Source organism: Kribbella sp. NPDC051587 (assembly GCF_044453945.1).
Classification (GTDB): Bacteria; Actinomycetota; Actinomycetes; order Propionibacteriales; family Kribbellaceae; genus Kribbella.
Window position 1 is genome coordinate 1 of record NZ_JBITDE010000020.1, and the last position, 13113, is coordinate 13113.

The window sequence follows — 13113 nt, forward strand, 5'->3', positions numbered from 1 at the left end:
AGCGACCTCTCGATCACCTCACGCTCCCGCACGTCCAACCGTTTCCCCGGCATCACTACCTCCAGTCATCACACCAGATCATGTGCAACAACCGGCTGAGGCCAAGGGGCCGCGGATGGTTGGTGGGTGCTCAAGGTGCCTCATGGTCATCGGCGCGGGACACAGGCTGCTTCGGTAGTCACGTGTTGGCGGAGGTGGGCTTGCTGGGGGCGCTATCGGTGAGTTTTCGTCGCCTGGACGCGAAAACTCACCCATAGCTCTAAGACTCCCGGGCATTGCGTACCCAAGCCACAGCCCGTCAGCCCCAGGCAACGTGCACTTCGGTCGCCGACCGCACCATCCCCCTCAGCCATCTACCTGCCGCGCCCGATGGTTTCAGTCGACCGCCGGAGGTGGTCGAGTTCCCCGCCAAGCCAGGTAGGCGACTCGGCCGGAGACATCGGCCTGTTGCTGAGCATGTCTGCGGCCGATCAAAGACAGGGTGGCTGAGCCGGGCGGTGGTTGAGGGGGATGGCGAGGCCGCGACCGGGTTCGCCCTGGCCTGTGGCTGACGGGTTGTGGTTGCGGCTCAGGAAAGGGGCTCTCAGCAACTGTCTGGATCCTCAGGCCACGGGGTGTGACCGAGCGGGTCGGGACGTCTCGTGGCGTGTCACCTGGAGGTTTAGCGACCGTCGGTGGTGGTTGAGTTGCGGGACTGCCAGGTAGGCGACTCGGCCGGGAATGTGTCCTGTGGCTTGGCATGTCTGCGGCCGACTAAAGACGGGTGGCTGGGCGAGGCGGTGGCTGAGGGGGATGGCGAGGCCGCGGCCCGGGTTAAGCCCTTGCCTGTGGCTGACGGGCTGTGGTTGCGGTCCGAGAAGGATGTCGCGATCGGGTTTACGTTGTCTGAGGTTGACGGCGGTGGTTGTGGTTTAAGGGAAGGGGGCTCTCGGCAACTGTCCGGATCCTCACGCGTGTGTAGCCGAGCAGGTCGGGACGTCTCGTGTGTGGTGTCGGGAGGTTTAGTCGAGTGTCGGTGGTGGTTGAGTCCCACCAGGCTAGGTAGGCGACTCGGCCGGGCGCGTGTCGTTGTGGCTGAGCATGTCTGCGGCCTATTGAAGACGGGGTGGCTGGGTGAGGGGGATGGCGAGGCCGCGACCGGGGTTCGCGCTTGCCTGTGGTTGGCGGGTTGTGGTTCGGGGAGGGCGTGTGAGCGGGTTCGCGTTGTGGTGTTGGGCGGGCGTCGCTCGGTAACTAGATGTGCGGAGGGCGGGGGAGGCTGGTTAGGTGTGGACGGTGGTTAGGTGGGTTAGTTTGGTGGCGTCTTCGGAGTTTGGTTGGGCGGTGTAGACCATGATGCGGAGGTCGTCGCCGGCTACTTGGAGGACGTCGCAGTCGAGGGTGATGGCGCCGGCTCGGGGGTGGTCGATGGTTTTGCGGGTGGCTTGGTGTTCGGCTACTGCGCCGGATTCCCAGAGGTGGCCGAAGCGGGTGGAGCGGCGGCGGAGTTCGTCGATGAGGGCGTGCAGGTTGGGGTCGTGGGGGTAGCGGGCGGCGGTACGGCGGAGGTCGGCTACCTGGAGTTGTTGGAGGAGGCCGAGGGATTCGGGGGTTTGGCGGATGCGGCCGGCGGTGCCGAGGAAGTTGCGCCAGGCGGCGTTGCGTTCGTTGCCGGTGCGCTCGCCCATCAGTTCGACGTACAGGGCGTTGGCGTGGAGCTCGGTCAGCATGGCGTCGAAGACGGCGACCGGGGTGTCGTTGAGGCGGTCCAGCATTCGTTGTACGCCTGGGGAAATGGACCTTGGGATGCGATCGGGTGTGGGCGTGGCCAGGCCGGCTAGTTGGTAGAGGTGGCTGCGCTCGTCGGTTGTCAGCTGCAAGGTGCGGGCGAGGGCCTCGACCACCTGGGCGGAGGGGTTGGCGGCTCGGCCTTGTTCCAGGCGGGTGAGGTAGTCGGCCGAGATTCCGGCCAGTTGGGCTAGTTCCTCGCGACGGAGGCCCGGCGTACGGCGGGCTCCGTTGCCGGGCAGGCCGACGTCGCTGGGCGTGACTGCTGCCCGCCAGTTCATGAGCGCCTCGCCGAGGCCTGTTCGCGCCATCGGTTCCAGTATGCACAAGGGGCGGACTGCCTGGCCCTGACAGTCCTAGGACGGAGAGGCGACTACCTGTCCGAGGATCGCGAGCGCACTGTGAAGACATGAACAAACTTGCTCTCGTCACCGGCGCTACCTCGGGTATCGGCGCCGCCTTCGCCGAACGCCTCGCGGCCGACGGCTACAACCTGATCCTGGTCGGCCGTCGGAAGGAGCGCCTCGACGAGTTCGCCGCCGCTCATCCGGAGGTGTCGGTCGCCAGTGTCGTCGCCGACCTGGCGACCGACGACGGCATCGCGACCGTAGCTGATCTGGCCGCCAGTGAGCCGTTGGATCTGCTCGTCAACAATGCCGGTGTCGCGCACTACATGCCTATGGCGGACCTGCCCGCCGACAAGGCGCGCGAGCTGCTGAGCGTGAAGGTACTCGCGCCGACCCTGATCACCCGCGCTGCCGTCGGCCCGATGCAGTCGCGGGGTGCCGGTGCGATCATCAACGTCGCCGGGATGATCGCGTTCAGTGGCCCGGCCGACAAGTCCTTGATGCCACGACGAGCGACGTACGCCGGTTCGCTGGCTCATCTGGTCGCGATGTCGCAGGCGCTGAGCGCGGAACTCGACGGCACGGGCGTGCAGGTGCAGGTGCTGTGCCCGGGCGTGGTCGCGACCGAGTTCCACACCCGGCAGGGGATGGACCTCAGCGCCATCCCGCGGATGACCGCCGCGGATGTGGTCACGGCCGGCCTCCGCGGACTCGAGCTGGGCGAGGTCGTCGCCGCCCCGGGCGTCGAGGACATGAGCCTGCTCGAGGACGTCTTCCGCGCAGACCTGGCCGCGTTCGGCGGACAGAGCACTGAGCTGGCGACCCGCTACCGCTGAGCGAGACCGCCCACCAGCAGGTCGACGATCTGCGTGGCCAACTCGTGCAGCTCGTCGACGGTCTGACCCGGGCGTGGACGGAACCAAGTGTCGACCGAGTTCAGGCTGCTGAGCAGGGTGCGAGTGGCCAGCGCGGAATCAACCGGACGCAAGGTTCCGTCCGCGATGCCTTCCTCCAGTACGCCGCGGAACAGCTGCTCGTGGTCCGCGCGCAACTGGTTCGCGGCGATCAGGGCCTCGCGCTGGCGGGCCTTCAGTGAGAAGGACATCTCGCCGCGCACGACCTGATGCACGACCTGGTGGTACGCCAGGTGCTGCATCAGGTTGTGCTCGTGCGCGACCGCCATCGCGCTCAGCCGGGTGAACCCGTCGGCGTCCCCGGTCGCGAACGGCTCGACATGGTTGCGGGCCCGGCGCATCGCCTCTTCGTAGACCGCGAGCAGCAGGTCGAACTTCGACCGGAAGTGGTAGTAGACGAGCCCCTTCGTCGCACCGACCAGGCGGGCGACGTCGTCGATCGTGGCCGCCACGAAACCGTCCGCCATGAAGGCCTCCGCGGCGGCGTCGAGGATCCGTTCCCGTGCCTGGGGAGCCTCGCCCGGATTCGCGCTCACGCTCATCTCCTCTGCCTTTGAGCCGTTGACACTACCGGACCCGCGTCCTAGCGTAATACTCAGTAGTATGTAGTGACTCAGATCACACGATGCTAGTGAGGCCGCCCATGAACGACGCCCCTGATCTGTTGCACGCGCCGGCCACGAAGAAGGCGATGGCCCGGCTGCTGCCGGTGCTCGGGATCGCCTACTTCATGTCGTACATCGACCGCACGAACATCGCCCTGGCCAAGACCGCGCTGGCGGCCGACGTCGGGATCAGCGTCGCGGCGTACGGGCTCGGGGCCGGGTTGTTCTTCCTCAGCTACGCGTTCCTGGAGGTGCCGAGCAACCTGATCATGTACCGGGTCGGCGCCCGGCTGTGGATCACCCGGATCGCGATCACCTGGGGTGCGATCTCGGCCGCGATGATGTTCGTCAGCAACGAGTGGTCGTTCTACCTGCTGCGGGTTCTGCTCGGTGCCGCGGAGGCCGGGCTGTTCCCGGCGATGATGTACATGGTCACGCTGTGGTTCGCCCAGCAGCATCGGGTCAAGGTCGTCGGCTTCATCTACTTCGCCCCGGCCGTCGCGATGATCATCGGCAACCCGCTGGGCGGCGCGCTGATGGAGCTGCACGGAGTCGGTGGGCTGCGCGGCTGGCAGTGGATGTTCCTGATTGAGGGTCTCATCACGATCGTGGCCGGCGTCCTGGTCTGGTTCCTGTTGCCGGGCAAACCGAGTGAGGCGAAATGGCTCACGCCGGCCGAGGCCGACGTACTGACCGAACGAGCGACGGCCGGTGGTGCCGCGGCACCAGAGCGGATCCGAGGCAACCTGGGAAAGGCCTTCAGTAATCCGGCGATCGTCGTCCTGGCGTTGATCTACTTCATCAACCAGACCATCGGTGGCGGCGTCGGCTTCAACTTCCCGGCGTTCCTGAAGTCGCTCGGGCTCGAGAGCTCGTTCGCGATCGGGCTGGTCGCCGGTGGCGGCGGCTTCGGGGCGCTGGCCGGCATCCTGCTCTTCCCCTGGTTGAAGAACCGGTACGGCCGAGAGGTCCCGATGATCGGGCTCTGCGCCTTCGGCGGCCTGCTGACGCTGATCGGCTTCATCGCCTCGCGTGATCCGGTCTGGAGCGTGGCGCTGATCTACATCAGCACGTTCTTCCAGATCGGCACGCTGCCGCTGTTCTGGTCGATCGCGATGTCGCGCCTGTCCGGCCTGCTGGCCGCCGCCGGCCTGGCGTTCATCAACATGGTCGGCATCGCCGGTGGCTTCGCCGGCCCGTACGTCTACGGCCTGATCGAGAGCGCCACCGGCAGCCTGATCACCCCGTACTACGTCCTGGCCGGTGCCTCCTGCGTCGGCGTCGCCCTGGTCGGCGTACTGGCCGTCATCATCCGCCGCGAGCGCCCTGCCGAAGCCCCGCTCGCCGAGGCAGTCCCATGAGGTGGCTACGGATCGCGATGGCTACCGCGCTAGGGCGGACTCCATGCCGTCGAGGATGGCGCGGCAGTCGCGGAGCAGGGTGGGGGCGTCGTTCGCGGTGAGGAGGAAGACGCCCAGCCAGTTCCGCGATCCACCGGACGGATCGAATGCAGGGACCTGGGTGTCGTTCGGCATCATGAATGCCGGCACGGGCTCGACGGTGCTGCCGGGGGAGAGCAGTGTGGACCAATCCACCTGGTCGGGGTTCCACAGCGGCTGCGTCTTCCACGGCGTACCGTCGGCGGCCGCGGGTACGACGGCGACGGAGGCGGCGGCGCGACCGCCTTCGACGAGCATGGCCGGCGGGTAGTCGACAGCCTCGCCGAGCTGCTCGCGGATCAGCATGCCGATCGGGTCGAGGTCGAACGCGATCTCGACCTGGCGGGTGGTGAGCAGGCCGCCGAACCGGGCGCCGACCTCGATGACCACCAGCTCACCGTCCGCCCGCAGCTTGAGCTCGGTGTGCGTCCCGCAGGTGTCCAGGCCGAGCGCGTCGACCGCGCGCCGGGAGACGTCCTCGATCCGTCGCTGCAGCTCGTCGGGGAGGACACAGGGCGACGTACTGGCGACCTCGATGTACGGCGGAACGGTCGGCAGCTTGGCGGTGATCGCCAACGGGTGGTAGATGCCCTTGGCAACGATACCTTCGACGCTCAGGTAGTCGCCGTACCCGTCCTCGTCGTACCAGCCCTCCGTCGTACCGTCCATGATCTCTTCGACCAGCCGGTCGCCGTCGGTGTTCTGCTCGAACAGTTCGTTCATGCCGACCTGGCCACCGCGTTCCAGCGCCTGCTCGATCTCCGCCCACGCATCGGCGACCTGATCCTGCGAGGTCAGCACGAGCTGCGCCACCGAACCCGCACCCCAGGCGGGCTTGAGCAGCAGCGGGGGAGTGAGCGCGGCCAGCGCACCGCGGAGGTCGGCGGCCGAATCGACCCGGCGGAAGCGGGGGATCGGCACACCGGCGGCCTGCCAGGCCTGCCGCATCAGCCGCTTGTCGCGCGCCACGCGGATACCGGGCCCGGCGCCGGCCAGGCCGAGCCGATCCGCGGCGTTGGCAACAGCCAGTACGGCGAACTCGGACAAGGTGAACAACGCGTCCGCACCGATGGACTCGGCGTGCGCGATGATCGCCTCGACCACCGGCTCGCCCGGCGTCAGCCCACCGGGGTGCACGGTGATCGACGTACAGCAGGGTTCCCAGATCGCCTTGGCTGCCTCGGGCAGCGGCGACAGTGCGAGCACGTGGAGCTCACCGCAGGCCGCGAGCCGCGGGAACGCGGTCTCCAGCGGTGCGCCACCCTTGACGTAGACGTACAGGATCTTCTTCACGCGAGGCTCTCCTTGGTGGCCGCGCGATCGCGGCTGCGAGTGACGAGGACGGCGAGGGCGACCATCGCGACCGTGACCGCAGCGGCGAGCGCGATCAGGAAGCCGGACATCGCCCCGCGGGCGAGGAAGCCGCCCATGATGAACACGACGAGTGCGCAGACGGCCCGGTCGGCGAGGGACTCGACCGACAGCAGGGTCGCGCGGCGGGCCGGTTCGGTGATGGCCTGGTTGACCAGCTTGCGCTGCACCGGGAACGCGAGTCCGGACGCCAGTGAGAACACGGCGAGGCACGCCATTGTCCCGACCAACCCCAGCGGGATGACCGAGGCCAGCGCGACCGCCATCAAGACAGTCAGCACCAGTACGACGCGGATCTGCCCGAACCGTGCCAGTACGGCGGATCGTGCCGCCCCGGCGACCTCGAAGACAGTCGTGGCAGCCATCAGCACGCCGAACCAGTGCAGCGGAAGGTGCTTCGATTCCAGGATCGGTTGGAAGAGATTCGCCTGCCCGATCCGCACGAGTGTGAACACGGCGATGCCCTGAGCCATCAGCAGCATCAGGCGCTTCGACCTCGCCAGCGAACGCAGCGCACCGGCCAACGTCGGGAAGACAGGCTCGATCTTCGAGTGCTCACTCGCCCCAGGCAGCGCCGGGAAGCCCAACGCGATCACGGCGGCGATCCCACAGGTCACCGCCGACAACACATACGCGGACGGACCCCACCAGGCGGTCAGGAAGCCGGCCGCCGGTAGACACGCGATCCGCCCGATCAGCGTCCACGCCCGCGCCGATCCTTCCGCCCCCTGGTACGACGTCACATTGCCGGTCCGATGTAGATACTCGTACAGGTACGCACTCCCTGCCCCGGAGAACAGCGAGTGGGCCAACGCGATCAGCAGGAACTGCGCGAGGAACCCGGCGAACGTCGGCGCCCAGACCGGGATCAGGTTGGCAGCCACGAGAATGATCGCGCCACCTTGTAAGCAACGCCGGTAGTCGAAGCGGTCCGCGATCATGCCGGTCGGGATGTCGAACAGGCAGAACGCCAGATAGAAGATGCTCTGGATGGAGAAGATCTCGGTGTCCGACAGTCCGGCGGACCGCTGGAACACGTAGAAGACCGGCAGCCACCACAGCAGCCCGGCGAACAGCTGGAACGCGTTGTAGCGACGAATGACCCGCGCCGCGTCGGGAGTCGGCGCCGTCACGCGGCGAGCTGGTAGGGACGGCACTGCAGCAACACGATCCGGTCACCGTCGACCAGCCACTCGACATCCACCGGCGCATCAACCGGTCCGTCAGGCCCAGCGAAATGGGCCTGCAGCAACCGTCCGATCAGCGCGAGCCGGCCCAGGGTCACCTTCGCCTGGTTGTCTACGTCGACCCCATCGGTGCCCAGGGCAACGGTTCGGCTGCCGCCCTCCATCGTATTGTAGAGGTGCTGCAGCGGATCGCCGGCACCCGAGACCACGTCGTCGACGGAGTTGCGAGCCAGGTTGAGCAGGACCGAACGGAAGTCCCGCCGGTCGAGCGGGTTCGTGGTGACCATGACGCCACCGAGCGCACCGTCGAGCTGTTGCTGGATGACGACACCCATAAAGCAGTCGGACAGCCCGATGCCGGCCTCGTCGCGGAGCAGCACGCCGCGCGTGGTGACGAGCGATGCCCAGACCCGCTGGATCGCGTGCACCACGTCCTCGATCGACTCGACCTCGGGGATCGACTCGTAGATCCCCGCCGCGGAGAAGCCGATCAGGTCCTCGGCGTTCGACGAGCTGCGGACCACGACGCGCCCGGCGCCGGTGAGATGCCGCAGTACGGCGTCCTCGATCAGCGTGCGCAGATCGGCGGGCAGCGGGGTGTCGCGGATCAAGGCACCGAGTTCACCGCACAACTCGTCGACCTCGCCGCCGAGGGCGAGCGCCATCTTCAGCTTGCCGATGGTCTGCTGGATCGCCGGTGACGACTCGAGGAACTGCTGCTGCAACGCGAACGGCAGCGCAACCCCGCGCGGCACGACCACGTGCTCCTTCATCATCCGCAGCGCGGCCTGGGACAGCTCGCCCTGGTCGATGCCGGTGGTCTCCAGATGCCGGGCCAGGTACTCGAGCAGGTGCGGCCGCGGCGGGCGCGGCGCCGCGTAGAACCCAAGCCAGTACGGCGATCCATCCCGCAGGACGGCGGTCAGCTCGCCGAGGTTCGCCGCCTTCGTACCGAATCGATGCGCGTCCGTGGACCGCAGTTCGTCCAGCGGAAGGATCTGAGCCGCAGCCAGGTCGGGCTTGCCGATGTCGACCTGCGTGATCGCCCAGGACGGGCCGGCGTCGATCGAGTCCGGACGGTCGATCCCGCGCACCGCGACCGCCGGAGCCGCGGCGTCCACGGTCACCTCGACCCAGGCGCCGTCCAGGTCGGCGAGGGAGGCCAGTGCGCCGATCTGAATGGCGTTCGGGATTCCCCAACCCGCCGCGAGCACGTTCGTGTGCGACAGGGGAGTGGTGTGCCGGGAGTTGATCAGCCCCGACACCCGCGGGATGTCATCCGGCATCCGGTCCATCACCAGGACGTCGTACCAGCGCACGGGCTCGTTCGTGGTGCGGTACGCGTTCTCGGAGGTGAACACGCGCAGCCGGCCGACCGTCGTACCGGGGTTGAGCGGCACGTACGGCGCGGTCGAGTACAGCTCGTGGGCCAGGATCCGCGGCACGTCGTCAGCGGGGAAGCTCTCCTGCAGGTGGTTGGCAGGCTTCAGCAGCACCGGAAGGGAATCTTCCACGAGAACGCGGACCGTCCGGTAGAACGCGTGCAGCAGGTCGGCGTTCATCGTGTCGACCTCGACGGTCTCCAGGCTGAAGAACTGACCGCCGTACTCCGGCCGGTTGTGCAGCGCGAGCGTGCCGAGCAGGAACCGCCGGTCGGCGGCCCGGTAGACCGAGTCGTTGAAGGCGTCGAGATTGCGGGCCAGCTCGGCCCGGGTCATCCCGAGGATCCGCTCGGCGACGTACTGGACGTGCAGCAGCCGGTCGGCGCCGTCGATGAGGTGGACGGTCGAGGTCTCCTGGTCGAGCACGAGCTTCACGTACGGATAGCCGGCGACCGTGGTGGCGAGACCTTCGAAGTCGGTCAGCGTCAGGTGGGCATGGGGCAGCGCAGGAATTGTGGGGGCGGTAGACACGAGAGATCACAGTAAGGTAAACGCCCGGACTGACGGTAGTTTTCGTGACGCTGTGTGGCCAGTTTCACCCGATGAAACGTTCAGTGCGGACTGACGACCGCAGTGATCGCTTTGGTCAGGCTGACCTCTACCCGGGCCGCGTCGTCCAGGTATCCGGCGACCAGGGCGCCGTCGCGCAGCATCATGATCTGGTCGGCCGCACTGTCGGCCTCCGCGCCGGCGGCGACGCCGAGGCGCTCGGCCAACGTGCGGAACGAGTCCTTCCACCACCGCCGCTGCTCGTCGACGAACTGGCGGACCGGGTGCGTCGCGTCCGGGTACTCGGCGCCGGCGTTGATGAACGGGCAGCCACGGAAGCCTGGCCGGCAGCTCGACGTCGCGAGGACGGCGATCACGCCACGCAAGGCCTCCTGGGCGTCCGGGGTGGCGGTCGCCTGGGTGATTCCGGCCCGTTCACCCGCGGCCATGCCGTGCAGGTAGGCCAGGACGAGGTCGTCCTTGGTGGGGAAATGCCGGTAGAAGGTCGCCTTCGTGGTGCCGACCCCGGAAATGATCCGGTCGGCGCTGATCGCCCGGATGCCCTCGGCGTAGAAGAGCTCGCTGGCGCAGTCGATCAGGCGCTCGCGCACCGGGCGGGCGGTGGTCTGGGTCTCGTTCATCGCGTCCACTATCCCATCCGATGCGGTTGACAGCTGCCAGAGTAACTAGTTAGTCTACCTGACATCAACCCCGCAGAACCCGAGGAGACTTCGATGCCCACACGGACCGCACGCACCGCTTGGAACGGCACCCTGCAGGAGGGTTCCGGGCAGGTCGAGCTGACCAGCTCCAAGGTCGGCACCTACGAGGTCTCGTTCCCCAAGCGCGCGGCCGATGAGGCCGGCGGGACCACCAGCCCCGAGGAGCTGATCGCAGCGGCGCACTCGTCCTGCTACGCGATGCAGTTCTCCGCCCTGATCGGCGAGGCCGGCGGCGTACCGCAGGCGCTCGACGTCAAGGCCGACGTCACGCTCGGCCCGGACCCGGCCGGCGGCTTCCGGCTCACCGGGATCACGCTGACCGTCCGCGGTGAGGTCGACGGCATCGACGCCGGCACCTTCGCCCAGCTGGCCGCCGACGCCAAAGCCGGCTGTCCGGTCAGCAAGGCCCTCACCGGTGTCGAGATCACCCTCGACGCGGCCCTCGAACAGTAACTCCCACTTCATTCCTGAAAGGTGTTGCCGAGATGTCCGTGAAGTCCACCATCACCCGTGCACTGACCGCCGGTGCCGCGCTCGCCGTGACCGCGGCGACGCTCCTGATCCCGTCGTCGTCCGCGACCGCGACCCAGGAGAGCTACTCGAACGGCCCGAAGCCGACGATCGTGCTGGTGCACGGCGCCTTCGCGGACGCCTCCAGTTGGAACGGCGAGATCGCCGAGCTCGAGCGCCGCGGCTACCCGGTGATCGCCCCGCCGAACCCGCTGCGCAGCGTCGCCACCGACGCGGCCTCGGTCCGCGCCCTGGTCCGCAGCGTCAAGGGCCCGGTCGTCCTGGTCGGCCACTCGTACGGCGGCCAGGTCATCACCCAGGTGAACGAGCCGAACGTGAAGGCCCTCGTCTACATCGCAGGATTCCTCCCGGCCCAGGGTGAGAGCGCCTTCGACCTGTCGAACAAGTTCCCCGGCAGCACTCTCGGCCCGACCCTGCAGCCGGTCCCGCTGGCTGACGGCGGCACCGACCTGTACGTCGAACAAGACCTGTTCTGGAAGCAGTTCGCCGCCGACGTCCCCCGCTCCCAGGCCCGCCTGATGGCCGCCACCCAGCGCCCCATCACCGACGCAGCCCTGAAGGACCCGTCCGGCGCCCCCGCCTGGGCCAAGATCCCGTCGTACTCCCTGATCCCGACGGCAGACAAGAACATCCCCCCGGCCGCCCAGGAGTTCATGGCCAAGCGCGCCAAGGCCCACACCGTGATCGTCAAGGGCGCCTCCCACGCCGTCCTCGTCTCCCAGCCCCACAAGGTGACCCAACTGATCATCGCCGCTGCCAACGCGCGCTGATCCACCCCGAACAGCCGGGCAGCCGGGGTGCCCCCAGCGTCCCGGCTGTCAGGTCAGCTCAGGACAGTTTGCGAGCGATGAAGCGTTTGCCCACGTTGATCATCGGCTTCTCCACCCAGAGGTAACACAGGTGCGCCATCAGGATCGACATCAGAGCAACCGGCAGCCACGGAATCGGGGTCTTCCCCAAGTGCGCGCCGAAGAGCAGGTAGATCCCGAGCACCGCTTCGTGCGCGAGCAGCTGCACCAGGTAGATCGAGTACGACCGCTCACCCAGGAAGACGAAGGGCCGGGTCGACAGCAGCCGCTGCGGGAACGCGTTGGCGAGCAACGCCGGCAACAGCAGGAACCCGACCAGTACGACGTACGGCGGGGTGATCGCGATGAAACCGGGGACGTTCCCGGCCAGGTGGTGCTTCTCGATGAACGCGCCCCACAGGTGCACGGTGCCGTGGATCGCGACGAACGCCGCCGCCGCCGCACAGGCCACCCAGGGCCGGGTCAGCGGCCGGAACAGCTGGTAGGTCTTGGGGTTGTGCATCAGGATCGCGACCAGGCAGCCGAGCAGGATCGAGAAGTAGTGCGCCGTCCAGCCGCGCGGGTCGCCGCCCATCGAGAGCGGCACCATCGCGAGCAGAACCGCCATCAGCACGAGGGTCAGGCCGACCCGGCCGCCGAACTTGGCCTTGCGCTGCACCAGGATCGCCGAGAATGCGAGCAGCGGCCAGAACAGGTAGAACTTCTGCTCGATCCCCAGTGACCAGGACTGCCCGTACGAGCCGCCGTGGCCGAACTCGTTGAAGAAGAACAGGTACAGCGGCAGTTCGGAGCCGGGCGGCCGGCTGGTCACGGTGCCGCTGAAGATCTGAGCGATCAGCGTGACGGCGAGCAGCACGAAGTACACCGGCAGGATGCGGAAGATCCGCCGGGCGTAGAACTTCTTGAACGAGATCCGCCCGTTGCGGTCCTCCTCGCGCAGCATCAGCGTGGTGATCAGGTAGCCCGAGATCACGAAGAAGATCTGGACGCCGATCCAGCCCTGGACCCAGTCCGGCCCCTGGTTGTGGAAGACCACGACCATCAGTGCGGCGATCGCGCGCAGCCCGTCGAGGGCCGGGAACCGCTTCAGGCTCAGGTACTCGGAGTGGCTCATCGGCTGCCTCGAGGTACCGGTGCGCTGCCCGGATCCGTCCAGCTCGCTTGCCGCGACGGCGGCCGTCGGCGTGGAAGACATTCTGGGCGTGCTCCTCTGCGTCGCAGTGATCGGTCGGACGCCGGCGCCGAGCGAAGTGTTCAGTCCGTTACACCCAGATACCGGCCGTCACTCTACCCGCCGAGGCGGTCAGGTGCCCAAACGTCCCTGGGTGAACGCATCGGTGATGCGGCCGTGAAACGACTCTGAAACGGCGGCGGCGGAGGCTCTGTGACGAGGGCCACGGGACTCAACCTTTCCGGCTGCTCACAGTCTCTTCTTCCTTGTCGTCCCTCGTCGTCGCCCGGACGGACCACGCCGCGGTCCGCCGGGTCGC

11 protein-coding genes are annotated in these 13113 nt (G+C 67.8%); 4 read left to right on the forward strand and 7 right to left on the reverse strand.

Features of this window, described 5'->3' with window-relative positions; all coding sequences use genetic code 11:
- Positions 1-1262: 1262 nt before the first annotated feature.
- Complete coding sequence (locus ACIA49_RS39770) at positions 1263-2078, reverse strand: helix-turn-helix transcriptional regulator (protein ID WP_396383533.1); 816 nt, start codon at positions 2076-2078, stop codon at positions 1263-1265.
- Between the two features lie 98 nt (positions 2079-2176).
- Between ACIA49_RS39770 and ACIA49_RS39775 the strand changes: the two genes are divergently transcribed.
- The gene (locus ACIA49_RS39775; RefSeq protein WP_396383534.1) at positions 2177-2950 is read left to right on the forward strand and encodes an SDR family NAD(P)-dependent oxidoreductase; all 774 of its coding nucleotides are present in this window, start codon (positions 2177-2179) and stop codon (positions 2948-2950) included.
- Here ACIA49_RS39775 and ACIA49_RS39780 read toward each other — a convergent pair.
- A complete protein-coding gene (locus tag ACIA49_RS39780; RefSeq protein WP_396383535.1) occupies positions 2941-3564 on the reverse strand; it encodes a TetR/AcrR family transcriptional regulator in 624 nt (207 codons plus the stop codon). The genes ACIA49_RS39775 and ACIA49_RS39780 overlap by 10 nt on opposite strands.
- 107 nt (positions 3565-3671) lie before the next feature.
- On the opposite strand from ACIA49_RS39780, the gene ACIA49_RS39785 reads away from it, so the two are divergent.
- The gene (locus tag ACIA49_RS39785) at positions 3672-4994 is read left to right on the forward strand and encodes an MFS transporter (RefSeq protein WP_396383536.1); all 1323 of its coding nucleotides are present in this window, start codon (positions 3672-3674) and stop codon (positions 4992-4994) included.
- Positions 4995-5015: 21 nt separating this feature from the next.
- On the opposite strand, the gene ACIA49_RS39790 is transcribed toward ACIA49_RS39785, so the two are convergent.
- The 4 genes from ACIA49_RS39790 to ACIA49_RS39805 form a co-directional block, all read right to left on the reverse strand.
- Positions 5016-6365 carry an acetyl-CoA carboxylase biotin carboxylase subunit family protein gene (locus ACIA49_RS39790; RefSeq protein ID WP_396383537.1) on the reverse strand — a complete coding sequence of 450 codons (1350 nt, stop codon included), beginning with the start codon at positions 6363-6365 and terminating at the stop codon, positions 5016-5018.
- Entirely contained in the window at positions 6362-7576 is a 1215-nt protein-coding gene (locus tag ACIA49_RS39795) for an MFS transporter (RefSeq protein WP_396383538.1), read from the reverse strand. The genes ACIA49_RS39790 and ACIA49_RS39795 overlap by 4 nt, the downstream gene beginning before the upstream one ends.
- Complete coding sequence (locus ACIA49_RS39800; RefSeq protein ID WP_396383539.1) at positions 7573-9543, reverse strand: PEP/pyruvate-binding domain-containing protein; 1971 nt, start codon at positions 9541-9543, stop codon at positions 7573-7575. The genes ACIA49_RS39795 and ACIA49_RS39800 overlap by 4 nt, the downstream gene beginning before the upstream one ends.
- A gap of 80 nt (positions 9544-9623) precedes the next feature.
- Positions 9624-10202: a TetR/AcrR family transcriptional regulator gene (locus tag ACIA49_RS39805; protein ID WP_396383540.1), complete on the reverse strand. Its 579-nt coding sequence runs from the start codon at positions 10200-10202 to the stop codon at positions 9624-9626.
- A gap of 93 nt (positions 10203-10295) precedes the next feature.
- Here ACIA49_RS39805 and ACIA49_RS39810 point away from each other — a divergent pair, with 93 nt between their 5' ends.
- Together ACIA49_RS39810 and ACIA49_RS39815 are read left to right on the forward strand one after the other, a co-directional pair.
- Positions 10296-10736 carry an OsmC family protein gene (locus tag ACIA49_RS39810; RefSeq protein ID WP_396383541.1) on the forward strand — a complete coding sequence of 147 codons (441 nt, stop codon included), beginning with the start codon at positions 10296-10298 and terminating at the stop codon, positions 10734-10736.
- A gap of 32 nt (positions 10737-10768) precedes the next feature.
- Positions 10769-11584 carry an alpha/beta fold hydrolase gene (locus ACIA49_RS39815; protein ID WP_396383542.1) on the forward strand — a complete coding sequence of 272 codons (816 nt, stop codon included), beginning with the start codon at positions 10769-10771 and terminating at the stop codon, positions 11582-11584.
- 58 nt (positions 11585-11642) lie between these two features.
- On the opposite strand, the gene ACIA49_RS39820 is transcribed toward ACIA49_RS39815, so the two are convergent.
- On the reverse strand, positions 11643-12818 hold the full coding sequence (locus ACIA49_RS39820; protein WP_396383543.1) for an acyltransferase family protein: 1176 nt from the start codon (positions 12816-12818) through the stop codon (positions 11643-11645).
- Positions 12819-13113 lie beyond the last annotated feature (295 nt).